This is a genomic window from Flavobacterium aquariorum (assembly GCF_003254745.1).
Lineage (GTDB): Bacteria > Bacteroidota > Bacteroidia > Flavobacteriales > Flavobacteriaceae > Flavobacterium > Flavobacterium aquariorum.
On sequence record NZ_QKXH01000013.1, the window covers coordinates 55,441 to 79,871 of the forward strand.

The window sequence follows — 24,431 nt, forward strand, 5'->3', positions numbered from 1 at the left end:
ATCTCAATGACAATGAGAAAATTTAAATTCCAAAATTAAATACAGAAACTGAAATCTATACTCTAAAATATGCATTCTAAAACCCAACCGCCTTATCATCTCCTCTAAAATCAGCGCCACCTTCAATTTTACCGTCAGGGAGTACCAAAATGGCATCTACTTTGCCAATTACAGGCGTTGTTTTTTCATTGATGATGTATCCTTTGGCTTTTAATTTTTCAAAAGTGCTTGTGTCGAAAGTATTAGGTTCAAATGTAATGATATCCGGCAGCCATTGATGATGAAATCTTGGAGCATTTACTGCTTCCTGCATGCCTAAATTGTATTCATGAACATTCAGAATCGTTTGCAAAACCGAAGTAATGATGGTGGATCCTCCTGGAGAACCAACGACTATATACAATTTACCGTCTTTCTCAACAATTGTGGGTGTCATGGAACTCAGCATTCTTTTTTGGGGAGCTATGCTATTGGCTTCATTTCCGACCAATCCAAACATATTGGGTTCGCCAGGTTTAGCACTAAAATCATCCATTTCATTATTTAAAAAAAAGCCCAACTCATCACAATAGTACTTGGATCCATAGCCGTCGTTTAAAGTTGTGGTTGCCGCGACTGCATTTCCAAATTGATCCACAATAGAGTAATGGGTAGTTTCGGTACTTTCATTGTAAGTTACTTTTCCTTCCTTAATTTCAGAGGATAAAGTGGCTTTATTTAAATTAAAACTTGACATTCTTTCTTTTAAATAATCATCTGCCATTAATCCTTTCAAAGGTATTTTTACAAAATCCGGATCGCCTAGAAAATAGCTTCTGTCCGCATAAGCACGTCGCTCGGCTTCCACAATTACCTGAATCGATTCTGCCGAGTTATGTCCCATTTTTGATAAATCGTATGGTTCGATCATTTTTAAAATTTGTGCCAAACAAATACCGCCGCTACTTGGAGGCGACATAGAAATAACTTTTAAATTTTTATATTTAAAAGATAGGGGAGTTCTCCATTTGGCTTCGTATTTTGCCAAATCTTCCATTGTGATTATTCCACCCTTTCCTTGAAGATATTTTACTAGAGTTTTCGCGGTTTGCCCTTTGTAAAATTCATTTCTTCCATTTTTGGCAATCCTTTTTAATGTTGCTGCCAAAACAGGATATTTGATAGTGTCGTTCTGTTTGTAAATAGTGGCGAATTTGGTGTTTTCTCCATTCGCCTTGATAATAGCAAATCTATAATCATTTAGCCTTTTTTCTTGCCTTTGAGTCACAATCACACCTTTTTCGGCTAATGCAATCACGGGTTTCAAAATTTTAGACATTGGCATTGAGCCAAATTTTTTATGAACTGCAAAAACACCTGCTATAGTTCCAGGAACCCCGATTGCAAGCGGACTTTCGGTGCTTTTTCCTTTAATTACTTTTCCGTTTTTATCCAAGAACATATTTTTGGATGCAGCCAAAGGCGCTTTTTCTCTATAATCTAAAGAACCAATTTCTCCATTTGCTTTGCGAAAGACCATAAATCCTCCACCACCAAGGTTTCCTGCATAAGGATAGGCAACCGCCAAGGCTAATTCGGTTGCTACCATAGCGTCAAAGGCATTTCCACCTTTTTGCATAATTTCAGCTCCAATTTTGGAAGCTTCTTCCCGTGCCGAAACTACCATGGCTTTGTCAACAATAAGACCTTTGACTGTTGTGTTTGTCTGTGCAAAACTATTTAAACAGATAAATAGTATGATGTATATTTTTTTCATTTTTTAAAATCGATTAATATCCAGATGCGTTATTATCTCCTCTTTTATCAGCACCACCTTCTAATTCACCATTTGGAAGTACCAAAATAGCATCAACTTCACCAATAATTTGATTATTTTTTTCATTGATGATGTAGCCTTTCTTTTTTAAATCTTCCAATAATGATTTTGAAAAAGAATTGGGTTCAAAAACGATTTCATCAGGCAACCATTGATGGTGAAAACGTGGAGCATTAACGGCTTCCTGCATACTTAAATCAAACTCGTAAACATTCAAAATAGTTTGTAAAACCGAAGTTATAATGGTGGATCCTCCCGGAGTTCCAACGACCATAAAGAGTTTTCCGTTTTTCTCAACAATAGTTGGAGACATAGAACTCAGCATTCTTTTTTCAGGAGAAATACTATTAGCTTCAGTTCCTGTCAAACCATATAAATTGGGAACTCCGGGTTTAGCACTAAAATCATCCATTTGATTGTTTAAAAAGAAGCCCAATTCATCACAATAAATTTTAGAACCGTAATTATCATTTAAAGTTGTGGTGGCAGAAACGGCATTTCCCTTAGCATCAATTATAGAATAATGGGTTGTTTGCTTACTCTCATAACCATGAATTGTACCGTGAGCAACATCGGAAGATTTTGTGGCTCTATCAAATGAAAAATTGTTCATTCTTTTTTTTAAATAGGTGGAGTCTTGTAACTCTTTCATTGGAAGTTTTACAAAATCAGGATCGCCTAAAAAATAGTTTCTATCGGCATAAGCTCTTCTTTCGGCTTCCGTAATTACCTGAATGGCTTTCATGCTATTATGGCCCATTTCCGAAAGATCATAAGGTTCAATCATTTTCATAATTTGATTCAGACAAATACCGCCACTGCTTGGAGGAGACATCGAAGTTATTTTTAAATCCTTATATTTAAAAGTGATTGGAGTTCTCCATTTTGCTTGGTATTTAGCCAAATCATCAAGGGTAAAAAGACCACCTTTTTTAGCCATAAAAGCGACTAATTTCCGTCCAGTTTCTCCTTTGTAAAATTCATCTTGACCATTTTTAGAAATTCGCTTCAACGTTTCGGCCAAAGCCAAATATTTGATGGTATCTCCAACTTCATATACTTTCGATAACAAGCTATGTGCTCCATTCGCCTTTATAAATGAAGATCTGTAAACCGCTAAGCTTTGTGCTTGAAATTGGGTAACTACAACGCCTCTTTCCGCCAAAGAAATTACAGGTTTTAAAATTTCGCTAATGGGTAAAGAACCGTACTTTCTATGCACTTCAAATATACCAGCTATCGTTCCAGGAATTCCAGAAGCCAGAGCTGTTTTGGTACTTTTCCCCTCGATAACATTTCCTTTTTCATCCAGATACATATCTTTTGAGGCTGCTAAGGGTGCTTTTTCTCTGTAATCTAGAGCACCCGTCTCACCATTGGCTTTTCGGAAAACCATAAATCCTCCACCTCCAATATTTCCGGCTTGGGGATGGCTTACCGCCAATGCCAATTCAGTGGCAACCATAGCATCAAAAGCATTTCCGCCTTTTTGCAAAATTTCAACACCAATTTTAGATGCTTCTTCTCGAGCCGAAACGACCATAGCTTTCGAAGTCACCAGGCCTGTAGGTTCAACTATTTTTTCATTCGGTTTGCAACTTAGAAACAATCCTATAATTAGCAGAATATATTTTTTCATAGGGATAATAATTTTTGTTGGGATTCGCTTCTTAGATCTTCAATAAAAGTGGTAAATTCTATCTCAAAATCATTATAATATTCAATTAGTTCATTTGACGAAAACCTCATTTTTGATTCATTTTTTGTTCGGCCGTCCATTTGTGTTAGAATCCTACTGATTCCCTCAACAGTCTGGTAACTTACCAACCAATTGTACTCAATCATATATGGCATCATTCCTTTGGTTCTTTCCGATAAATATTCATAATTATCATGTAAAGATTGGTAAAAACGATTAGTAAAATCCACCAAATTTTCATCCGAATAATTACTCCAGTTTTTGGCTAAAAAATGATCATAAAAGACATCTACAATTACACCCGCATAATGATGGTATTTTTCGTGTAATCGTTTGGTACTTTTTCTAAAAATGGGATGAGCATCAGTATAGGTATCAATAAATCGATGCAAAATAATTCCTTTTTGTATTTCTGAAGGGTAACTTTCAAAGTGTTTTCCCCTAATTCCATCCGCCATAAAATTCCCGATTTTTATTAAATCATTTTCTCCAGATAAATAGATGTGGGCTAGGAAGTTCATTTTTATTTAGTTACTAAGGTTCTTAGATACTGAGATTCTGAGTTCTCTTTTGTAAATGTATAAACTTTTAAATTATTAATTCGAAAATTAAACTTTCAAGAAAATGTTTAATTTTTGTACTATTAGAAACTGATCGGCCAAGAACCTAATTTTATAAAAACTTAGTGACTTAGAATCTCAGAAACTCAGCAACTTTTTTATATTTGTAACAAATAACCATATAATTCAAAAAAATGACTTTAATAAAATCAATATCCGGAATTCGAGGAACGATAGGAGGGAAAGTAGGAGATAATTTAACTCCAGTTGATGCCGTAAAATTTGCTTCTGCGTATGGAACATGGCTAAAAAAGTATTCTAAAAAAGACAAGTTGACTGTTGTAGTAGGTCGTGATGCACGTATTTCCGGACCTATGATTCATAATTTGGTTATCAATACACTTATCGGATTGGGAATTGATGTAATAGATTTAGGTTTATCTACAACACCGACAGTTGAAGTGGCTGTTCCATTGGAAAAAGCTGATGGAGGAATCATTTTGACAGCTTCACACAATCCAAAACAATGGAATGCCTTGAAATTACTGAATGAAAAAGGGGAATTCTTAAGTGGCGCAGCTGGTGAAAAAATCCTTGAGATAGCCGAAGCCGAAGCTTTTGATTTTGCGGATGTGGATAACTTGGGTGAAATCACTGTAAATGACGCTTATATGGATATTCATATCGACGAAGTGTTGAACCTGCCATTGGTAGATGTTGAAGCCGTAAAAGCAGCTAAATTCAAAGTGGTCGTGGATGGCGTAAACTCTTCGGGAGGGATTATTATTCCAAGATTATTGGATTTAATGGGTGTTGAAGTAGTAAAATTATACTGTGAACCCAACGGGCATTTCCCTCACAATCCAGAGCCTTTGAAAGAACACTTAACCGATATTTCGGAGTTAGTGGTAAAAGAAAAAGCGCACTTGGGAGTAGTGGTTGATCCAGATGTAGATCGTTTGGCTTTTATTTGTGAAGACGGTGAAATGTTTGGTGAAGAATATACTTTGGTGGCTTGTGCCGATTATGTTTTGAGTAAAACTCCAGGAAATACAGTTTCAAATATGTCATCTTCCCGTGCCTTACGTGATGTGACCAATAAACACAACGGAAGCTATGAAGCTAGCGCAGTTGGTGAGGTGAATGTCGTGGAATTGATGAAGAAAAATAATGCTATTATTGGTGGCGAAGGTAATGGTGGGATCATTTACCCAGAATCTCATTACGGTCGCGACAGTATGGTGGGTGTCGCTTTATTCCTTACTCATTTGGCAAATAAAAAAATGTCAGTTTCGGCATTGCGAGCATCATATCCGGAATATTATATGAGTAAAAACAAAATTGAGTTGACGCCACAAATAGACGTTGACGCAATTCTTGTGGCGATGACCGAAAAATATAAAAATGAAGATATTACCACAATTGATGGGGTCAAAATTGACTTTGCCGATAATTGGGTACATTTAAGAAAATCAAATACAGAACCGATTATCCGTATTTATACCGAAGCGTCCAGTCAGAAATTGGCAGATGATTTGGCTTTGCGAATTATTGATGAAATAAAAGCGGTAGCTGGAATATAATAAACGAAAACCGACTCTTAAGTCGGTTTTTTTTATGTTTTGTCGGGATGACTGGATTCGAACCAGCGACCCCTAGCACCCCATGCTAGTACGCTACCTGGCTGCGCTACATCCCGAATATCTTCGATTGCAAATATATTTTTTTTGTCGAAAATAAAGAAAACTAAAATGCTCTTTTTTGAAGTTTTAGTTGTGATCCGTTACATTCATAATTAAAGCATATTGTGGTAAAATTTAATATTTAACGTGCGAATTTTCAAACTCATATTTTGTTTTTTTCTTAAAAAAACTTTTTAATAAAGTGTAAAAATGATAATAGTTTGATTTTATATTGTTAATACTTTAAAAAATGAAAAGATTGCATCTATGTATTTTAATCAAAAAACAATATATTTGGAACCAAATTAAAATGAAATGGGCTCAACTAAAGTTACAACTCAACTAGAACAATATTTTCAACAATTTCGAGATAATATTATTGGAATTAACCAGGAATTTGAATCTCCATATGGGTCACAAAAAATCATCTACACTGATTGGACAGCCAGTGGTCGTCTTTATCGTCCGATTGAAGAAAAATTGATGAATGAATTTGGACCTTTTGTTGCCAATACTCATACCGAAACTACCGTTTCAGGAACGGCGATGACCAAATCGTACCATCATGCCCGTAACATTATTAAGCGTCACGTAAATGCCAATTCAGATGATGTTTTGATAACGGATGGAACCGGAATGACTGGTGTAGTAAATAAATTTCAACGTATATTAGGTTTAAAAGTACCTGAGAACCTAAAAGATTATATCAATATTCCAGCCGAAAAAAAACCAATTGTTTTTATTTCACATATGGAGCATCACTCCAACCAAACTTCGTGGCTTGAAACCATAGCAGATGTAGAAGTTATTCCTTCATGTGAGGAAGGGCTTTTTAGTCTAGATAATCTAGCCATTTTATTAGATAAATACAAAGACAGGACCTATAAAATAGCCTCCATAACTTCATGTTCCAATGTGACAGGGATTAAGACACCGTACCACGAAGCCGCCAAACTGATGCATCAGCACAATGGGGTATGCTTTGTGGATTTTGCCTGCTCTGGTCCTTATGTAAAAATAGATATGCATCCTGAGGATTCTGAATCGTATTTGGATGCTATTTTCTTTTCGCCACATAAATTTTTGGGTGGTCCTGGAACTTCGGGTGTTTTGGTTTTTAATAAAAAATTATATCATAATATGGTACCTGATTGTCCAGGTGGAGGAACGGTTTCTTGGACCAATCCTTGGGGAGAACATAAATACATTGACAGTATAGAAGATAGGGAAGACGGTGGAACTCCAGGGTTCCTTCAAGTGATAAAAACAGCATTGGCTATTCAATTGAAAGAGCAAATGGGAATTGAAAACATTCTCAAGCGGGAACACGAAATTGTGGAGTATGTTTTTGACTCATTAGGAGATATCCCAAACATCAAAATTCTTGCAGGACAACATCATGATCGATTGGGAGTGATTTCTTTTTTTATAGAAGAACTACACTTTAATTTAGGTGTAAAATTATTGAATGATAAATTCGGAATCCAAACGCGCGGCGGTTGCAGTTGTGCGGGGACTTATGGGCATTTTTTATTGCACGTGGACCAAGAAGCTTCAAACAAACTGATAGATGAAATTAGTTTGGGAGATCTAATCAGAAAGCCGGGTTGGATAAGGATGTCGATACATCCGACGACAACGACATTTGAAATTGAATATGTTTGCGACAGTATTAAATCTCTTGCCGAAAATCATAAAAATTGGACTTTGGAATATAATTACAACAAAGACACCAATGAGTTTTTACACAAAAACTCCCATCCAATTGAAGACACGTTGGTTCACGATTGGTTTTCTTTATGAGTTACTAAGATTCTAAGAAACCAAGCCGCTGAGCAACTATAAAAAATAAAAAAATCACCTTCAAAAGTTAAAATTTTTGAAGGTGATTTTTTTATTAACTGTAATCTAAAATCTTAAACATTATCTCTTCTGTATTTCCATCTTTTATGTGTCCATAAATAGAATTCTGGGGCTTCGTAGATTTGTTTTTCCAAAAGTTTCAAATACTGGTCAGTGAGTTCAAAGTTTGGAACCTCTTTAGGGTTATCAGAAAGAATTTCAAGGGTTGCTTCGTAATGACCTCGTGATACTTTTTTTGTATTGAGATAAACCAGATTCATGTTGTATCTTTTGGATAACATTTCGGCACCTACATGAACAGGTACTTCAATTCCCATAAATTTTGACCAATGCATTGCCCCTTTTGCCTTAGGTGATTGGTCGCTGGCAAAACCATACAAAGCCAATACATTATTTTTATTATTATTTATTATCGTTGGGACTGTCTGCTTTGTGGTGATTAATTTGGCATTAAATCTGGAGCGGATCTTACGGACTAATTTGTCAAAATAGGGATTTTTTAATTGTTTGTAAATTCCGTATCCTGCAACATCCGAATAATAATTCATTGATATAATCCATTCATAACTGGCATAATGCGAACAGATAACAGCTACACTTTTTCCTTGTTTTTCAAGTTCTTTATAAACCTCTATATTTTTAAAAACAAATCTTTTGCAAATTTCTTCTTTCGAAATATTCATTGTTTTTATCATTTCAAGGAACATATCACATATATGATGGTAGAATTTTTTTTCTACAATCAATCGTTCTTGGTCAGATAAATGTGGTAATGCAAGGATTAGGTTTTCGCGAACCGTTTTTTTACGATATCGAATAACTCGGTATACGATGAAATAAACAAAATCAGAAAACAAATATAATAGTCGAAAGGGAAGCATCGAGATTACCCAAATTACTGGATAGACTAGTAAATATATGAGGTATTGCATTTATTAAAATTTAATGCAAATATAATTAAATAATCTTTTTCAGAATTGTTTTGAAATTTGAGAATTACCAATTTTATAATCTTACCATATTTTGAATAGCTATCGTTTGTGTTTCCAACGCTTATGAGTCCATAAATAATATTCTGGAGATTCATAAATTTGTTCTTCAACTCGTTTTAAAAATGAATCTGTTAATTCATAGCATGGGATTTCACATGCGTTTTCTGAAAGAACTTCCAAAGTTGCCTCATAATAACCGCGTTTTATTTTTTTTGTTTTAAGAAAAATCACGTTCATGTCGTATTTTTTAGCCAGCATTTCAGCACCAGTATGTACTGGTACCTCAATTCCCATAAATTTTGTCCAATGATGGGCACTGTTTTCTTTTGGAGATTGATCACTTGCAAAACCATAGACTGACAGTTTTTTATTTCTGTTATTCGTTATTATTGTGGGTATTGTTTCTTTGGTAGTAATCAAAGTCGCATTAAATTTAGAGCGAATGGAATGGACTAATTTATCAAAATGGGGGTTTTTAATTTGTTTATAAATTCCGTAGCCGTGAAATTTTGTGAAGTAGTTCATTGATACAACCCATTCATAACTGGCGTAGTGAGCACACATAATGGCAATACTTTTCTCTTGTTTTTCAAGCTCTGCATAGACTTCATAATTTGTAAAAACATATCTTTTGCATATTTCTTCTTTTGAAATAGTCATTGTTTTTATCATTTCCAGAAACATGTCACACATGTGGTGATAGAATTTTTTTTCTATGACCAATCGTTCTTTATCAGATAAGTGAGGTAGGGTTAGTGCTAAATTGTTCCGTACTATTTTTTTTCGATAACCAATAAGTCGATAAACAATGATGAAAACAAAATCTGAAAAAAGATAGAGTAAACGAAAAGGTAAGATTGAAATACACCATAGAATAGGGTAAACAATTAGGTAAACAATGTATTTCATTTTATATATTTCGTCAAATATAGTTTTTTAAATTACATAGGGAAATAGTTTTTGATTTCTTTAGTAGGACAAATTATAATATTAATTAGATTTACACTAAATTTTAAAAACCTACATTTTATGAATGCCATTTTGATTGGAATTATTCTTGCCAATGTAATGATTAGTTATAAAGGATTTAACGATCTTTCTTTTTTTAGAAAATATGAATTCCATGTTGGCAGCATTCGTGCCGGAGAACAAATCCGAATGATTTCTTCGGGATTTCTGCATGTTGATATGACTCATTTATTATTCAATATGCTTACTCTTTATTTTTTTGCTCCAGTTGTCATGAGTTATTTAGGCAATATTTCATTTGTCATGGTTTATTTTGGCAGTTTGATTTTTGGCAGTTTATTGACGATGCAGTTTCATAAGAACGATTATAGCTATCGAGCCGTAGGAGCATCTGGAGCAGTAACAGGTGTTTTATATTCTGCTATATTATTACAGCCCGATATGATGTTGGGTCTGTTTTTCATAATTCCAATTCCAGCCTATTTATTTGGTATTGTATATTTATTGTATTCAATTTACGGAATGCGATCCAAAAATGACAACATTGGCCATACTGCACATTTTGGAGGGGCAATGGGCGGTTATTTGATTACTATCTTAAGAAATCCTGAATTAATACAAGAACATACTTTAATGACCGTTTTACTTGCAATTCCTATTGTAATTCTTTTTGCAATGGCAAAAATGGGGAAACTTTAAAATTTAATTTCAATCTTTAAAAATCAATATTATGAAAAAATCGATCTTGTTTGTTATCTGTCTCTTTACTGTTTTGGCGCACAGCCAAGAAATCAAACCTATCCCCCAAGTAAATGTATCAGGGGAAGGAAAAATTAAGGTAGTTCCTGATCAAGTTACCATTTTGGCAACTGTGGAGACCAAAGGGACTAATGCCAAAGAAGTAAAAAAACAAAATGACCAACAAATGGAGGCTGTTTTAAAATTAGTAAAAAACATGAATTTGGCTCCAGCAGATTATAAAACAAAAAGAGTTTCTTTGAATCCACAATATGATTATGAAAAAAAGAAACATACTTATAATGCTACGCAAACCATCGAGATTCTTTTGAGAGATTTATCAAAATATGACGAATTGATGGAAGGCTTGGTTGATCAAGGAATCAATCGTATTGACAATGTAACTTTTCAATCATCAAAGTTGGCTCAATACCAATCTGAAGCTCGCAAACAAGCCATGAAAGATGCTAAAATGAAAGCTGAGGACTATGTGTCGGTTTTGGGCCAAAAAGTAGGAGCAGGGTTTACTATTACGGATAATTCACAAACGTATTATCCACAACCAGTATATGCCATGAAATCAATGTCTGTTGAATCTGATAGTGCTGCTCCAAGACAAACCATGGCTGTTGGTGAAATAGAGATTGTTGCCAATGTAAGTGTGAGTTTTAAATTGGAATAAAACCATATCCATTTTTCATAAAAAAAAGTGCTTGAATTTTCAAGCACTTTTTTTTATGATTTGGTTTCGTTTCGAAGCTTACTTCTTTTCTTACCATAAAAGAAATAAATTAAAAATCCAATTGCCAACCAAACAAAAAGACGTAACCAGGTATCAAATGGTAAAGAAACCATCATAACAACACAAGTAATAATTCCTAAGATAGGAACAACAGGAACGAATGGTGTTTTAAAAGGACGTTCTAAATTGGGTTCTTTTTTTCTAAGAATTAAAATTCCTAAACAAACCATTACAAAAGCCAGCAAAGTACCTATACTGGTCATTTCACCCACAATGCTTATTGGAACTAATCCCGCAAAAAGGCTTATAAAAATACATAAAACAATATTTGATTTATAGGGTGTATTGAACTTTGGATGCAATTCAGAAAAAACTTTTGGTAATAATCCATCTTTACTCATCGAATAAAATACACGCGATTGCCCTAATAAATCAACTAAAATGACCGAAGTATAGCCAATTAAAATCGCTAAAATAACAGCTATTCCTAGCCATTCATAAGGTGTATTAGCTATAGCAATAGCAACAGGTGCTGCGCTATTCTTAAATTCGGTGTAATTAGCCAATCCTGTCATTACATAACCAAATAGGATGAAAAGGACGGTACAAACAAGCAAAGATCCAAGTATTCCGATAGGCATATTACGTTGCGGATTTTTCGTTTCTTGAGCCATTGTAGCCACAATATCAAAACCTATAAAAACAAAGAAAACCACACCGGCTCCTCGCAAAACACCAGACCATCCAAATTCGCCAAATGTTCCAGTATTATTTGGAATGAAAGGATGATAATTTGCAGGATCAATGTATTGCCAGCCCAAAGCGATAAAAACAATCACAACACCTACTTTTAATGCCACAACTATTGCATTAAATAAGGCAGAACCTTTTGTGCCACGAATAATTATAGAAGTAATTAAAGCAATAATTAAAATTGAAGGTAAATTTACAATACCACGAACAATACTTCCATCTGCTAATGTGGCAGTTTCAAATGGTGATAAAACCAACTGGGGCGGAATAAAAATGTCAAACTTTTCTAGAAATTTCACCAAATATTGCGACCAGCTTATTCCAACCGTTGCAGCACCAACCGAATATTCTAGAATTAAATCCCATCCAATGATCCAGGCGAAAAGTTCTCCTAGAGTTGCATATGCATAAGTATAGGCGCTTCCCGAGACAGGAACCATAGAAGCAAATTCAGCATAGCACAAAGCACTAAATGCACAACCGACAGCAGCAATTACAAATGACAATATTACTGCTGGCCCAGAATTATTTGCAGCCGCAATTCCGGTTAACGAAAAAAGGCCTGCCCCGATAATTACTCCAACTCCAATGGCAACAAGATTGACAGCTCCTAAGCTCCGCTTTAAGGAATTTTCTCCTGTATTTGCTGCTTCAATTTTTAAAGCCTCAATTGATTTTTTTAGCATAATAATTAAAATTATATAAACTATACGGATATAGTAGATTTTTAAGTAAAAAAAAAGCTTCAATTTCTTGAAGCGATTTTGTGGGGAGAGCAGGATTCGAACCTGCGAAGTTCACACAGCAGATTTACAGTCTGCCCTCGTTGGCCGCTTGAGTATCTCCCCAGGCCTTATTTGGTAATGCTTATTGCGTTATCCGGGTGCAAATATAGAGACTGTTTTTAGTTTTACAAACTTTTTTTGCACTTTATTTTAGTATTATTTTTAATGCATTGGTATTGAATAAAATAAAAAATCTCCACAAGGGAGATTTTTTATTTTGGAATACTAAAAAGGATTATTTACCTAATAATTCTATGATTTTTGCTTTAAGTTCATCGCCTCTTAAATCTTGCGCTACTACATTTCCTGATTTATCAAGGATAAAGGTAGCTGGAATTGATTCTACTTTGTATTGCTTTGCGATTGGATCTTCCCAACCTTTAAGATTCGAAACTTGTGTCCAAGTTAACTTATCTTTTGCAATAGCTTCTTTCCATTTTATAGGATCTTCATCTAGTGAAACACCAATTATATTAAGACCTTTTGCATGCAATTCAGCATAAATGGCTACTACATTTGGATTTTCTTTTCGGCAAGGACCACACCATGAGGCCCAAAAATCAACGATTGTCACTTTTCCTAAACTTTCCTTAAGGCTGATTGTTTTGCCTTGTGGGTTAGGAGCAGAGAAATCTGTCCTTCATTTAGCAGCTGGAGCTTGTGGCATTGCCGTTGCACCAACAGAAGGAGTTTTCAATTCAGCAAGTTTTGTTTTAAGAGCTTTACCTGGTTTAGAGTTTTTCAAAGACTCTTCAAGGCTATTGTACATAGTTTCAATTTTTTTAGAATCTACAGCTGGGTCATTGCTCATTCCTTGGATGATTAATACACTGATAAAAGATTTTGGGTGTGTATTTGCATAATCTACATATTTAGTTTTTGAAGTAGCACCAATTTCAGTTTGAATTTTAGTGTACTCTTTCATTAAACCGTTGATAGTTGCAGTATCTTTAGTTTGTTGCGCCATTTGCATTTTTTGCATGTTCGCAGTTTGGAAATCCATTAAAGGTTTTTGAACTTTAGTGATTTCTTCGTTGAATTTCACATACTCATCATTATTGTAAGTACCTGAAACCTTAGATTTTTGAATCGTATCTTTGTTTACAACGATTGTAATGTCACCATTTTCTAAGATAAATGGAATTTTACCTTGAGTACCTTCAATTTGTAAAGTATGGAAAGATGGTTCAACTGCTTTTCCTTTAATTTCAAATTTACCGTTTTCTATTTTTACTGTATCTACAGCAATTAGTCCCATACCTTTCTCATCTTGAGTTTCTAGGATTACTGTTTTACCGTTTTCAAATCCAGTAGCAGTTCCTGAGATAGTGTATTTGTCTTTGCTACAAGAAGTAAGTAATACTGTAGCAGTAAGAAATAAAATAATTTTTTTCATTTTTATTAGTTAATTGTTTTTAAGGTTACAAAAGTATTTAAAATTATAAATTAACAATAACTTTAGGCCCTAAATTTATGTTATAATTTTCTAGTTTCTAAAGTTCTTAAAAACCAATAAATTCAATGTTTATAATTTTATAAAAGTTCAAGTATACACGGTCTGGAGAAGTATAGTGTGTACCTAGATTTTTAAATTAATAAATTTTAGGATTCACATTGGTGAATATGTGATTCAATATGTTCGATTTCATTTAATGTTATCTTAATATCTAAATTCACAGTTCTTAAATCTTTGTGCAGGTGTGAACAAACTGGATTTGATTTTAATTTAAAATCAATTTCTGCTTTTATTTTTTCAAGCTTTTCGTAGGTTTTCAGGGCGTTTTTATATTGCCTCTGATATCGGTTAATATAATCATTCATGGTTTTTTTGGTAAAGTTAGTTCTGTTTGGGTATGCTAATTTATTAAAAAACCTGTTAAAAAAACGTTAAGCAACATCAATTTTGAAATTTACTGTGTTTTAAGCAGCAATTTATAATTAGTATGGATATAAAAAAAGCACTCTTTTGAAGGAGTGCTTTTGTATATATTATATTGAAAAACTATTCTTGATTGATAGTTTTTCTCCAAGGAAATGCATTAAGAATATGTCTTTTTGCAAATCTCGTAGGAGAATCAGCATTTACCATTTTTACGTAAGTAGCTTTAGGGACACTGATGTATTCGTAAACACTTCCGTTTGAAAAGTTGATTATCAATCTTCCTTCAACAAATTTGTAGTCTGTAATTGTTGATGTAGAGATTGTCTCAGTATATTCAGGTAAAAGTTGTTTAATTGTCTCTGCATTTATACTTACCAAGAAGTGGTAAGCTTCGATTATTTTTTTACTGTTTTCTTCAGCTTCTTTTAAACCAGCTTCATCACCTTGAAATTTATCAGGATGTGCATCTTTCATCGCATTACGATAAATGGTTTTCAATTCTTTAAGCGCTACTGTTTTTTCTACGTTAAGTAGTTTGCGGTATTCAACTATTTTTTTCATAAATAAGGTAACTACTTGTCTTTTACTATCAAACCAAAGGTATTTGGCTGAAAATTGACAATTTTTTGCAAAGGTACACTTTTTTTTAACTTTTTACTTTAGCTAAAAAAAAAAATCAAAAAAAGTACTTTTTTGATTTTTAAAATAATTTTCAGGGACTAAGAGCCTATTGTTCAGGCTTCATATTGGCCTTATCAAAGTTTTTTGATTTTTTTGGATATTTATTATAACTGATATCGCTTGGGTTTTCGATGACGCTTTTTATGGTAATCCAATCACCAAGGTTGTGTTTTTGAGCCATTTTGAAATCCAAAAGATAAATACCACAAAAATAATTGTTGTTTTCATCTTGCTCCATAATTCCTGTAAAAACGCCTTTTTGTAACATTCTTTCTTCTGATGCTTTGGTCATAATCTGTTTATTTTAATATAATTCTGGGACAAAGTTAGCCAATTAATTGGAAATTAAGGTGGAATTGGGAGCTGAAATGCCTTTTCCGGAAATGGAAAGGAACTTTTCGAAAATTAAATTTGGATTGCTTGCGGGTGAGGGATAGTAGCTAGCTACCGAAGTAGCGCGGATAGCCCGACAGCATAAAGGGAAGGGACCGACTCACTGTAGCGGAAATTTGGTCCCTTTCCTTTATGGTGGCACCTCCCAATAGTTGTTTTTGGAATTGATTTGGTACTTACTGTTGTTTGTGGTTACCTTTGTTTTATGGAAAAAATTTTTCGTCCGACTCCAAAATCATTCAAAAATACATTTTGTGTTTTTCATGAAGTGTTGCCTGATCGAATTGCGGGAATGCCAGTGCAATATGACAGTCAATCTGGGAGTAAATATTTTTATACCAGGGAAGGGATGTATCGTCTGTCCAATCATTGGGGGCGTTTGGCCAATAGTAAATGGCGATTGGAGCCAATGGAACCGGAGACGGAATCCAAATTCAAAATAGGTTTCGCATCCTGGAATGAATTTTATCCGGATAATGCGGAAGAAGAATTGTATTATCTGGAAGCCAATTACGAGAAGAAAACTGTTAATTATCAGCACCGAAACAATCCAAATTATGATTCGAAAGCCATCTTGAGAACCAGTTTTGCAACGGCTAAAAGAATCAAACAGATTCGGAATTTATTTGAATTGACTTCGTGGGCTAAGTATTTTGATTATGATGATCTCGATGAATTGCGCAGGCAAATTATTCAAGAACTAATTTTTACCAATAAAACATTGGAAGAAATAAAAAGAGGTGTAGTTTAGTTATTTGCGGCTATTAATATTAAGTCATTTGCGCTGATGGGTTTTGATAGGTAGGCAATAATTTCCGAGTAATCTTTTGCCTTGCTTTTATCTTCAGATGCAATAGAAGAACTTACTATATATATTTGTAAAGGTTCATTGATTTGAGATTTTATGAGTACGATTTCGTCCATGAATTCCCAGCCATCCATAATTGGCATATTGATGTCCAGAAGTATAATGTTCGGAAAAGCTTCTTTATTTTCCAATGCATTTTTTAAGGCATCAATAGCTTCTTTTCCGTTTTTAAAACTGGAAACATTCAAAAACAATTCAGATTTCTTGATAATTTTGTTAACGATAATTTGGTAAATCGGGTCATCATCTACAACCCATATTGTTTTTAAACTCATAAAATTTCAATTTTAAATGTTGTTCCTTCATTGGGTTCGCTTTCTATTGTTATAGAACCGCCCATTGCTTCTATTTGGTTTTTTGTGATGAATAGTCCAACTCCTTTTGAGTCAGGATAATTACTGAAAGTTTTATACATACCGAAAATTTTATTTCCATTTTTAATTAAGTCAATACCTATTCCATTATCTGAAATTTGAAGGATGTTTTTATTACTTCTTGCAATCCATTTTAAATCGATAATTGCTTTGCGATCCGGGTGACTGTAGCGAATTGCATTTGAAATCATATTGTAGAGGATACTTTCCATATAGGCCGGATTGTAGTTGATTAACAAATCATTTGGAATTAAATTATTAATCATAACTTCTTTCGATATGATTTGTTTAGAAAAGACTTTTGTCACATTGTCAACATAGTTCTTTAAATTCAATGGTTCGGTTATTAATCTTACATTGGTACGTATATTAATTACTTCGTTTAAGTGCAGCATTGTTTCGTTCAGCAAGCCTGAAACAGAAACTAATAATTGCATCATTTGCTCTTTTTCCTGTTGCGTTTCAGAAGCCTGCAGTAAGCTAACGATTGAAGCTATATTACTGGTATGAGACCTTAAATTATGAGAAATTATATACGAAAAATTCAATAACCTTTCGTTTTGTCTCGATACTAAATTGAATGAATTATTTAAATCATCTTCTATATTTTTTGATTTAGTAATATCAATCATTATTCCATGCAGACTTATTGCTTTACCATTTTCATAAACAATATTTACCATATCGCGCAGCCATATGATTGCTCCGTTTTTACAAATCATTCTGTATTCAAAATCGTGATTCAAAAGCTCACTTGTTTTTGCTGAACAATATTCCAGCGCCCATTCTCGATCTTCATGATAGATATGCTCTTTCCAAAAATTAGGATTACTGAGCCATTCCTCTGGAGTAAAACCCAAAATTTGTTCTACTTTTTTACTGACAAAAGTAAACTTAAAGGTTTTGATATCACATTCCCAAACAATTCCATCTATTGTATTAATAAGTGATTCTGTTTTTTGTCGGGAGTTAAGAATTAATTTTTCATTTATTTTTCGAAAAGTAATATCCCCTGTAGAAATGATCATGCGTTCTAATGTTTTCTCATAACCTCGTATCGCATTCCATTTAAAATGAATGTCAATAGATTCGCCGTCACTGTTCATAATTTTGGTGTCATAGGCTAATTGATTGTTGCTTTGTGTAACTGCAATTAACTGTTTAACAAAATCATTTATGGTTTCCTCATCAAGTACCTGTTCTAAATTTTCAATTAATTCTTGCTTTGTTTTTATTTTAAGAAGTTCCAGGCATTTATAATTTACTGCTATAACTTTTACCAGGGTAAAACATTTAAGTATCACATCCGGATTTTCATTAAAATAGTTTTCAACAATTGTTACTTTTTCGCCAATCAGATTTAGATCCTCTAGATAATTCTTGACTAAAGACATATCCACTTCCCACATAGGAATAGGAGAGTTTTTAAAGAGGTTTTTGAATTGTTTTTTACTTTTTTTAAGGTTCTCCAAAATTTGTCTTTGCAAAGTGATATCTTCTACAATTACAATATTTGTATTTGATTTTTTATTTGGTTTGGAGAGGGAAACAACCCTAAGATTTATCCAAACAACTGCTCCATCTTTATTTTTATATGACTTTTTTTCACTATACTCACTAATCGTTCCCGCTTTGAGTTCATTTATTTTGAGTTCATTGTTTATTAATTCATCAAGATGTGCAGTAGGTTGGCAATTTTTAGAATTTATTTCCTGTTCGGAAAAACCCATTAATTTGCTAAATTGTTTATTGATTTCTAAGCAATTACCCGTATCTGAATCTAAAAGTGCTATACCCACAGGCGCTTGGTCAAAAATAGTTTTAAATATCATTTCACTATTCAAAAGCTTTGTGGACTGTATATCAACCAATTGTTGTAATTGTTTTGGTCTGTTTAATAAAATAGTGACGAACGATCCTATTAATAATGCGATAATAAAACCTAAAATTGAAGGTAGAAAAAGAACTGAGTAATGATGATCTTGTTTTTTTACAATTAGAGAAAGTTTCCAATTTCCGTCTGGTATTGTTGCTGAAATTTTACGGTTTTTATAAATCTCCTCTTTCAAAGGAAAAAAAAACTCCTCCTTTTGGGTATTGGGATTGATTTTTGAAAATTGAAAATAATATTTATTAGTATCAATTGAATTAATTCCTGAAACTTTTAATAAATCTCTAAATTTGATTACAACTGCAGAGAACCCCCAAAATTTATTTTTTTTGTAAACAGGTAATCTGCCAACAATACCAGTTCCGCCTTGTTTCAAAACCAAAGGGCCGGCAAAGTACATTTTTCTATTTGCAATAGATTTTAATGCTTCATTTTTTACGCTTGGAGTATTAAAAAGGTTTAGATTTAAAGCAGATTCATTTCCTTGCAAAGGATAAATATATTTGATCACTCCATTTGGTACCAGTTGAACTGCACTAATGCAATTATTAGAAGCTACAAGTTGAGAGGCTATAGCTTCAAAATTTTCTGGTGTTCCTTTGTCATTGATCGTTAATGCCAGTGTAAGAGTAACTGTGTAGCAACCTTTTAGACATTGATCGATATTTTGATGCAAATTTTCAAGAGTTGCTCGCATTTCATGATCCTCATTTTCTTTAATAATTTGTAAGCGTTGAAAAATTGAAAATGCAACACCAATACTCAGGATTAAAAAAAATAAAAATCCAGAAGTTTTAGGTTTCGCTAAAAACCATCTAATATAATTGGATCTTATATTTTTGTACTGCATTGAATATTAGATTGTAAAGTTCACAAAATGTTTTTTTTGAATAAAAATTAAAGTTTTTTAATGCGAAAGATAACATTTCTAAATTTATAGAAATAAAAAATGCATATTATATTTTGAATGTTGAGTCCAAAAAGTGATGGTTTACCTAAATAAAAATAACATCCATTTCAATAATAAACCCGAACTTTGTAAGCTCTCTTTATTACGAATTTAAAACAAAATTCCTATTTTAAGGGAAATTGTAAGAAAAAAAATAAATACAATGAGTAGAAACAACGAAGGAAACATCAAAAAACACAATGACAAACTGCACAAAGCGCAAGACAAAGCAAAAAAAGCAGCAATTGATCGCAAAGAAAAACTAAAACAAATAACTAAAAAATTCAATGAAGGAAAATCTTCGGAGAATGAGTAAACCGTAAACCATGGACAAAAAAAAATTTAGCGAATTAAAAAGTGGTGTTCAGGAAATAATCGATTTTATTGCCAGCAAAAATGCAAGAGAAGCTAATAATAAATTGATAGAAGTTAGCGAGGAATTGGATGAAATGCTGGATCATGCCGAGGAAGATGAGGATCTAAGGGAAATCAGTAAGTATCAAGTGTTGTTGAACCAATTGCATCAAAGAATCATTTTACTTGACGGACAAATTTAATCCATTTTTAAATAGAATATGATTTCGAAAAAATGTTATTGTGGTTCTTTGGAATCTTTTGAATCCTGCTGTAATCGTTACATAAATGGTTTTCAAAAAGCCCCAACAGCTTTGGCACTCATGAAATCGAGATACTCAGCCTACGCCACGCAACAGGCTGATTATTTATTGGCTACTACACACAGCTCTGAACGAAAATATTATTCGCGAGAAGATATTTTGCATTGGGCGACATCAAATAAATGGCAAAAACTAGAAATCATTTCAGCTACTGAAAATACAGTGGAATTCAAAGCGTATTTTATTGATGGAAATAATGTGAATCAAATTCATCATGAGTTTTCCAATTTTAGACAGGAAAGTGGTAGTTGGTATTATGTGGATGGGAAATTTAAATAATTTAAAGATTTAAATTTAAAAATTATGAAGAAATCGATTCAATTGGTGCTAATTATTTTGTTTATAATTGGATGCAAAAGTACCGTCTCGGTGCCTAATGAAGCAACAAAAACAGAACCTACTTTTGCTTACAAACAGCAAATGGAGAATTTAGAGAAAGAAATTTATTTCAGGGGAAATGGCAACGAACCGGATTGGAACTTAAAAATATCCGAGAAAACTATTGAATTTTCTTGTTTGATACCCGGTTTTGAATCATTGACAGCCAATCACGTTGAACCACTTCGTGCCATGGACGCCAATGTAAAAATGTATCGGGTTACGGACAAATCGATTACAATGATTATCCAGATTATGCAGCAGGAATGTATCAATACCATGTCTGGTGACAAATCATCTTATTCCGTTCGAATTGAAATCGTAAAAAATAAAAACTCAACATTCTTGAGTGGTTGCGGAAATTATATAGCCGATTCTCGCTTACACGATATTTGGGTTTTAGAACAATTAAATGGAAAAAAGGTAATTTTGGCAGATTTTACCAAAGAGTTGCCTAATCTTGAAATAAATAGTTCGACTAATAAATTCATGGGATTTGCAGGCTGTAACAGAATGAATGGTACCATTTTCTTCGAAAGAGGACTGCTTCATTTCACCAATACCATCACCACTCGAATGTTTTGCGGTGAAAAAAATAAAGAAAACGAATTCCTAAAAGTTTTGCAAAGCACAACTACTTATAAAGTCGAAAATTTACGATTAATACTTACTAATGCATCAGGAGAAGAATTGATTTTCAAAAAAGTAGACTAACTATTTTTTTATAATATGGTGATTAGCAATTAGCTTTTTAATCTACTTTCAACACAATATTTTTTATTAATCACTAATTACTATTCACTAATCACTAAAATTAAAGGCTTTTAACGTAAAATTATAAATTGTTTGTAGCTAGTTCATTTAAAAATAATTTAAATTTATATTTATGAACAATACGATAAAAAAAGGATTCTATTTTAAAAGCTACGAAGCTCCGTTTCAATCTCCATTTGATAGACTTTTTGAAATTTTCAAAGAGCTTATTACACACACTTCGGGAGATTTTGACGAAGCTATCAGTTGGCTGCGTGAATTGGACAAAGAATACAAACTGACCGAGCCATCCTATACCATCGATGATTTTATTGAGGATCTTAAGAAAAAAGGATTTATCCGAGAAGAACTCAAGGACGACGGAACTCAAGGTTTGGGAATTACCGCAAAAACCGAGCGAGCCATACGTCAACAGGCTTTGGATAATATTTTTGGAAATATTAAAAAATCGGGTAGTGGTAACCACAAAACCAAGCATGTCGGTAATGGAGATGAACATACTGGAGAATTTCGGGAGTTTCATTTTGGCGACGGGTTAGAGCGTATTTCGCTGACCGAAAGTTTGAAAAACGCGCAAATCAATAATGGCGTAGCCGATTTTATGCTCACCGAAAATGATTTGATCGTCGAAGAAACCCGATACAAATCCCAAATGAGTACAGTTTTGATGATTGACATCTCCCACAGTATGATTCTATACGGAGAAGATCGTATAACTCCCGCCAAGAAAGTAGCTATGGCGCTGGCCGAATTAATAACTACACGTTATCCAAAAGATACGCTTGATATTCTTGTTTTTGGTGACGATGCCTGGCGGATTTCCATTCGGGATTTGCCTTATCTCAAAGTTGGTCCATTTCACACCAATACCGTTGCAGGTTTGCAATTGGCTATGGATTTATTACGCCGAAAACGAAATACCAACAAGCAAATCTTCATGATTACCGACGGTAAACCGAGCTGTGTGAGGGAAAAAGACGGCTCTTATTATATGAACAGCAACGGTCTTGATCATTATATAGTAGAAAAATGTTATACACAGGCACAACAAGCTCGAAAATTGCATATCCCGATAACCACTTTTATGATTGCCAACGATCCATATCTGCAAAAATTTGTAAATAAGTTTACCGAAGCCAATCAGGGAAAAGCGTTCTACACCGGATTGAAAGGTTTGGGTGAAATGATTTTTGAAGATTATGAAACCAATAGAAAGAAACGAATAAAATAGAGTTCAATTATTATTTTGAAGCAGAAACCTTAGGCTTTTTTTTGGAAACATCGTCCCGCTTTCCGCTACAATCTTATAAGCCGAACACCGGCTCATAAGGATTTCTACTTCAATCGGGGCTAAAGGTAGAAATATTGCTTTTTTGCCATTATAAAACAAGCAGAATTAATTAAACTTAGATTCTTAGAAACTCAGAAACTTTAAAAAAAATATGAAAATAGAAAACATAAATACATTCGGAGAATTAAAAAAATCAGGATACGTAAGCAAAAGTATCAAAGATGAATTACGACACAATTTAAGAACAACAATCAAATCAGGTCAACCAACTTTTGAAGGAGTGCACGGTTTTGAAAACACCGTAATCCCCGAGTTGGAAAGAGCTATTTTGTCACGCCATAACATCAATTTATTGGGACTTCGAGGTCAGGCCAAAACCAGATTGGCACGTAAAATGGTGGAACTGTTAGACGAGTACATTCCGTATGTAACAGACTCCGAAATTAATGATGATCCTTTTCATCCTTTATCGCGTTTTGCCAAAGACATCATTGCAGTCAAAGGCGACGAAACTCCAATCTCGTGGTTGCACAGAAGCGAACGATTTTTCGAAAAACTGGCTACTCCAGATGTGACCGTAGCCGATTTGATAGGCGATGTTGATCCCATAAAAGCGGCAAATTTAAAATTATCCTATGCCGATGATCGCGTTATTCATTTCGGAATGATTCCGCGCGCCAACCGCTGTATTTTTGTGATTAACGAATTACCCGATTTGCAAGCTCGAATTCAAGTAGCACTATTTAACATACTGCAGGAAGGCGACATACAAATTCGCGGATTCAAATTGAGAATGCCACTGGATATGCAGTTTATCTTTACCGCCAATCCGGAAGATTACACCAATAGAGGAAGTATTGTAACTCCACTGAAAGACCGAATAGGTTCACAAATCCTGACGCATTATCCTCAAGATATCAAAACTGCCCGAACGATTACAACACAGGAAGCAAAACTAGATGTAGCCCAAAGCGACTTGGTTTATATTCCGTCTCTAGCAAAGGACTTACTGGAACAAATTAGTTTTGAAGCACGAGAAAGTGAATTTATTGACAATAAAAGTGGTGTAAGTGCCCGATTGAGCATCACGGCTTACGAAAATTTATTGAGTACGGCCGAACGTCGTGCTTTACGATCTGGAATTGATAAAACCACTTTGCGTTTATCAGACTTTATGGGAATTATTCCGTCTATAACTGGTAAAGTTGAATTAGTTTACGAAGGAGAGCAGGAGGGAGCGGCTATTGTGGCGCAACACTTAATAAATGATGCCATCCATACTTTTTTTCCTGCCTATTTTCCTAAAATTGAAAAATTGGAAAAACAAGGAGAAAAAACACCTTATACCGATGTTTTGGACTGGTTTTTTACCGAAAGCGGTTTTGAATTATTGGATGACTGCACCGATGAAGAATACAAAACGATTTTGGACAGCATTACTCCTCTTGAAAAATTAATAGAAAAATACCAGCCTCAATTAGAAAAACGAGATCGTTATTTTATGAAAGAGTTCATTTTGTGGGCATTGGTAGAATATAAAAAGCTAAGTAAAGATCGTATATCCGAAGGATATCAGTTCAAAGATATTTTTGGAAGTTATATCAGCAGATTGTAGAAAAAATAGAAAGTCAATTTTCTATATAGTAAAAGCCGAAACAATTTGTTTCAGCTTTT

The 24,431-nt window shown here is 33.8% G+C and carries 22 protein-coding genes, 2 tRNA genes and 1 pseudogene; 11 read left to right on the forward strand and 14 right to left on the reverse strand.

The window, feature by feature from the left end; all coding sequences use genetic code 11:
* Positions 1-76: 76 nt before the first annotated feature.
* Genes ggt (DOS84_RS17400) through DOS84_RS17410 form a run of 3 tightly spaced genes read right to left on the reverse strand, consistent with a single transcriptional unit; the run spans position 77 to position 4,036 of the window.
* Entirely contained in the window at positions 77-1,756 is a 1,680-nt protein-coding gene (gene ggt, locus DOS84_RS17400; RefSeq protein ID WP_111411380.1) for a gamma-glutamyltransferase, read from the reverse strand.
* Between the two features lie 13 nt (positions 1,757-1,769).
* Positions 1,770-3,455, reverse strand: coding sequence for a gamma-glutamyltransferase (gene ggt, locus DOS84_RS17405; protein ID WP_111411381.1), 1,686 nt, complete (start codon positions 3,453-3,455; stop codon positions 1,770-1,772).
* On the reverse strand, positions 3,452-4,036 hold the full coding sequence (locus tag DOS84_RS17410) for an acyl carrier protein phosphodiesterase (RefSeq protein ID WP_111411382.1): 585 nt from the start codon (positions 4,034-4,036) through the stop codon (positions 3,452-3,454). Before DOS84_RS17410 ends, ggt (DOS84_RS17405) begins: the two co-directional genes overlap by 4 nt.
* Positions 4,037-4,269: 233 nt before the next feature.
* Between DOS84_RS17410 and glmM the strand changes: the two genes are divergently transcribed.
* Positions 4,270-5,658 carry a phosphoglucosamine mutase gene (glmM, locus tag DOS84_RS17415; protein WP_111411383.1) on the forward strand — a complete coding sequence of 463 codons (1,389 nt, stop codon included), beginning with the start codon at positions 4,270-4,272 and terminating at the stop codon, positions 5,656-5,658.
* Between the two features lie 42 nt (positions 5,659-5,700).
* On the opposite strand, the gene DOS84_RS17420 is transcribed toward glmM, so the two are convergent.
* Positions 5,701-5,774, reverse strand: a tRNA-Pro gene (locus tag DOS84_RS17420).
* Between the two features lie 298 nt (positions 5,775-6,072).
* Between DOS84_RS17420 and DOS84_RS17425 the strand changes: the two genes are divergently transcribed.
* Positions 6,073-7,560: an aminotransferase class V-fold PLP-dependent enzyme gene (locus tag DOS84_RS17425; protein ID WP_111411384.1), complete on the forward strand. Its 1,488-nt coding sequence runs from the start codon at positions 6,073-6,075 to the stop codon at positions 7,558-7,560.
* 113 nt (positions 7,561-7,673) lie between these two features.
* Here DOS84_RS17425 and DOS84_RS17430 read toward each other — a convergent pair whose 3' ends face one another.
* Together DOS84_RS17430 and DOS84_RS17435 are read right to left on the reverse strand one after the other, a co-directional pair.
* Positions 7,674-8,552 carry a lysophospholipid acyltransferase family protein gene (locus DOS84_RS17430; protein WP_111411385.1) on the reverse strand — a complete coding sequence of 293 codons (879 nt, stop codon included), beginning with the start codon at positions 8,550-8,552 and terminating at the stop codon, positions 7,674-7,676.
* Positions 8,553-8,651: 99 nt separating this feature from the next.
* Positions 8,652-9,521, reverse strand: a complete 870-nt coding sequence (locus tag DOS84_RS17435) for a lysophospholipid acyltransferase family protein (protein WP_111411386.1) — start codon at positions 9,519-9,521, stop codon at positions 8,652-8,654.
* 120 nt (positions 9,522-9,641) lie between these two features.
* Between DOS84_RS17435 and DOS84_RS17440 the strand changes: the two genes are divergently transcribed.
* A complete protein-coding gene (locus DOS84_RS17440) occupies positions 9,642-10,280 on the forward strand; it encodes a rhomboid family intramembrane serine protease (protein WP_111411387.1) in 639 nt (212 codons plus the stop codon).
* 31 nt (positions 10,281-10,311) lie between these two features.
* Positions 10,312-11,001 (forward strand): SIMPL domain-containing protein, encoded by a 690-nt coding sequence (locus tag DOS84_RS17445; protein WP_111411388.1) that lies wholly within the window; start codon positions 10,312-10,314, stop codon positions 10,999-11,001.
* 53 nt (positions 11,002-11,054) lie between these two features.
* Here the strand turns inward: DOS84_RS17445 and DOS84_RS17450 are convergent, their stop codons facing one another.
* From DOS84_RS17450 to DOS84_RS17480, 6 genes and pseudogenes are all read right to left on the reverse strand, one after another.
* Positions 11,055-12,500, reverse strand: a complete 1,446-nt coding sequence (locus DOS84_RS17450; protein WP_111411389.1) for an amino acid permease — start codon at positions 12,498-12,500, stop codon at positions 11,055-11,057.
* 81 nt (positions 12,501-12,581) lie between these two features.
* Positions 12,582-12,662, reverse strand: a tRNA-Tyr gene (locus DOS84_RS17455).
* A gap of 172 nt (positions 12,663-12,834) precedes the next feature.
* A pseudogene (locus DOS84_RS17460) lies at positions 12,835-13,221 on the reverse strand (TlpA family protein disulfide reductase); the annotation flags it as partial.
* A gap of 18 nt (positions 13,222-13,239) precedes the next feature.
* Positions 13,240-13,995 (reverse strand): DUF4369 domain-containing protein, encoded by a 756-nt coding sequence (locus DOS84_RS17465; RefSeq protein WP_111411391.1) that lies wholly within the window; start codon positions 13,993-13,995, stop codon positions 13,240-13,242.
* Between the two features lie 606 nt (positions 13,996-14,601).
* A complete protein-coding gene (locus DOS84_RS17475) occupies positions 14,602-15,042 on the reverse strand; it encodes a KTSC domain-containing protein (protein ID WP_111411393.1) in 441 nt (146 codons plus the stop codon).
* 166 nt (positions 15,043-15,208) lie between these two features.
* Positions 15,209-15,454 (reverse strand): hypothetical protein, encoded by a 246-nt coding sequence (locus DOS84_RS17480; RefSeq protein ID WP_077372080.1) that lies wholly within the window; start codon positions 15,452-15,454, stop codon positions 15,209-15,211.
* A 306-nt stretch (positions 15,455-15,760) separates the two neighbouring features.
* Between DOS84_RS17480 and DOS84_RS17485 the strand changes: the two genes are divergently transcribed.
* Positions 15,761-16,306 carry a hypothetical protein gene (locus tag DOS84_RS17485; RefSeq protein WP_111411394.1) on the forward strand — a complete coding sequence of 182 codons (546 nt, stop codon included), beginning with the start codon at positions 15,761-15,763 and terminating at the stop codon, positions 16,304-16,306.
* On the opposite strand, the gene DOS84_RS17490 is transcribed toward DOS84_RS17485, so the two are convergent.
* On the reverse strand, positions 16,303-16,698 hold the full coding sequence (locus DOS84_RS17490; protein WP_111411395.1) for a response regulator: 396 nt from the start codon (positions 16,696-16,698) through the stop codon (positions 16,303-16,305). The two genes, DOS84_RS17485 and DOS84_RS17490, sit on opposite strands and share 4 nt — an antisense overlap.
* Entirely contained in the window at positions 16,695-19,385 is a 2,691-nt protein-coding gene (locus tag DOS84_RS17495) for a PAS domain S-box protein (protein WP_165830463.1), read from the reverse strand. The genes DOS84_RS17490 and DOS84_RS17495 overlap by 4 nt, the downstream gene beginning before the upstream one ends.
* A 415-nt stretch (positions 19,386-19,800) precedes the next feature.
* Between DOS84_RS17495 and DOS84_RS17500 the strand changes: the two genes are divergently transcribed.
* The 6 genes from DOS84_RS17500 to DOS84_RS17525 all read left to right on the forward strand — a co-directional run bounded on the left by DOS84_RS17500 (position 19,801) and on the right by DOS84_RS17525 (position 24,372).
* The gene (locus tag DOS84_RS17500) at positions 19,801-19,953 is read left to right on the forward strand and encodes a hypothetical protein (RefSeq protein WP_111411397.1); all 153 of its coding nucleotides are present in this window, start codon (positions 19,801-19,803) and stop codon (positions 19,951-19,953) included.
* A 10-nt stretch (positions 19,954-19,963) separates the two neighbouring features.
* Positions 19,964-20,194: a hypothetical protein gene (locus DOS84_RS17505; RefSeq protein WP_111411398.1), complete on the forward strand. Its 231-nt coding sequence runs from the start codon at positions 19,964-19,966 to the stop codon at positions 20,192-20,194.
* An 18-nt stretch (positions 20,195-20,212) separates the two neighbouring features.
* Complete coding sequence (locus DOS84_RS17510; RefSeq protein WP_111411399.1) at positions 20,213-20,593, forward strand: YchJ family protein; 381 nt, start codon at positions 20,213-20,215, stop codon at positions 20,591-20,593.
* 24 nt (positions 20,594-20,617) lie between these two features.
* Positions 20,618-21,406: an META domain-containing protein gene (locus DOS84_RS17515; RefSeq protein ID WP_111411400.1), complete on the forward strand. Its 789-nt coding sequence runs from the start codon at positions 20,618-20,620 to the stop codon at positions 21,404-21,406.
* A gap of 172 nt (positions 21,407-21,578) precedes the next feature.
* The gene (locus DOS84_RS17520; RefSeq protein WP_111411401.1) at positions 21,579-22,697 is read left to right on the forward strand and encodes a vWA domain-containing protein; all 1,119 of its coding nucleotides are present in this window, start codon (positions 21,579-21,581) and stop codon (positions 22,695-22,697) included.
* Positions 22,698-22,908: 211 nt separating this feature from the next.
* Positions 22,909-24,372: an AAA family ATPase gene (locus DOS84_RS17525; RefSeq protein ID WP_111411402.1), complete on the forward strand. Its 1,464-nt coding sequence runs from the start codon at positions 22,909-22,911 to the stop codon at positions 24,370-24,372.
* Positions 24,373-24,431 lie beyond the last annotated feature (59 nt).

Bases quoted from the DNA above. Each gene is read 5' to 3' on its own strand.
- ggt (WP_111411380.1), bottom strand. From the start codon at position 1,756: ATGAAAAAAATATACATCATACTATTTATCTGTTTAAATAGTTTTGCA.
- ggt (WP_111411381.1), bottom strand. From the start codon at position 3,455: ATGAAAAAATATATTCTGCTAATTATAGGATTGTTTCTAAGTTGCAAA.
- DOS84_RS17410 (WP_111411382.1), bottom strand. From the start codon at position 4,036: ATGAACTTCCTAGCCCACATCTATTTATCTGGAGAAAATGATTTAATA.
- glmM (WP_111411383.1), top strand. From the start codon at position 4,270: ATGACTTTAATAAAATCAATATCCGGAATTCGAGGAACGATAGGAGGG.
- DOS84_RS17425 (WP_111411384.1), top strand. From the start codon at position 6,073: ATGGGCTCAACTAAAGTTACAACTCAACTAGAACAATATTTTCAACAA.
- DOS84_RS17430 (WP_111411385.1), bottom strand. From the start codon at position 8,552: ATGCAATACCTCATATATTTACTAGTCTATCCAGTAATTTGGGTAATC.
- DOS84_RS17435 (WP_111411386.1), bottom strand. From the start codon at position 9,521: ATGAAATACATTGTTTACCTAATTGTTTACCCTATTCTATGGTGTATT.
- DOS84_RS17440 (WP_111411387.1), top strand. From the start codon at position 9,642: ATGAATGCCATTTTGATTGGAATTATTCTTGCCAATGTAATGATTAGT.
- DOS84_RS17445 (WP_111411388.1), top strand. From the start codon at position 10,312: ATGAAAAAATCGATCTTGTTTGTTATCTGTCTCTTTACTGTTTTGGCG.
- DOS84_RS17450 (WP_111411389.1), bottom strand. From the start codon at position 12,500: ATGCTAAAAAAATCAATTGAGGCTTTAAAAATTGAAGCAGCAAATACA.
- DOS84_RS17465 (WP_111411391.1), bottom strand. From the start codon at position 13,995: ATGAAAAAAATTATTTTATTTCTTACTGCTACAGTATTACTTACTTCT.
- DOS84_RS17475 (WP_111411393.1), bottom strand. From the start codon at position 15,042: ATGAAAAAAATAGTTGAATACCGCAAACTACTTAACGTAGAAAAAACA.
- DOS84_RS17480 (WP_077372080.1), bottom strand. From the start codon at position 15,454: ATGACCAAAGCATCAGAAGAAAGAATGTTACAAAAAGGCGTTTTTACA.
- DOS84_RS17485 (WP_111411394.1), top strand. From the start codon at position 15,761: ATGGAAAAAATTTTTCGTCCGACTCCAAAATCATTCAAAAATACATTT.
- DOS84_RS17490 (WP_111411395.1), bottom strand. From the start codon at position 16,698: ATGAGTTTAAAAACAATATGGGTTGTAGATGATGACCCGATTTACCAA.
- DOS84_RS17495 (WP_165830463.1), bottom strand. From the start codon at position 19,385: ATGCGAGCAACTCTTGAAAATTTGCATCAAAATATCGATCAATGTCTA.
- DOS84_RS17500 (WP_111411397.1), top strand. From the start codon at position 19,801: ATGAGTAGAAACAACGAAGGAAACATCAAAAAACACAATGACAAACTG.
- DOS84_RS17505 (WP_111411398.1), top strand. From the start codon at position 19,964: ATGGACAAAAAAAAATTTAGCGAATTAAAAAGTGGTGTTCAGGAAATA.
- DOS84_RS17510 (WP_111411399.1), top strand. From the start codon at position 20,213: ATGATTTCGAAAAAATGTTATTGTGGTTCTTTGGAATCTTTTGAATCC.
- DOS84_RS17515 (WP_111411400.1), top strand. From the start codon at position 20,618: ATGAAGAAATCGATTCAATTGGTGCTAATTATTTTGTTTATAATTGGA.
- DOS84_RS17520 (WP_111411401.1), top strand. From the start codon at position 21,579: ATGAACAATACGATAAAAAAAGGATTCTATTTTAAAAGCTACGAAGCT.
- DOS84_RS17525 (WP_111411402.1), top strand. From the start codon at position 22,909: ATGAAAATAGAAAACATAAATACATTCGGAGAATTAAAAAAATCAGGA.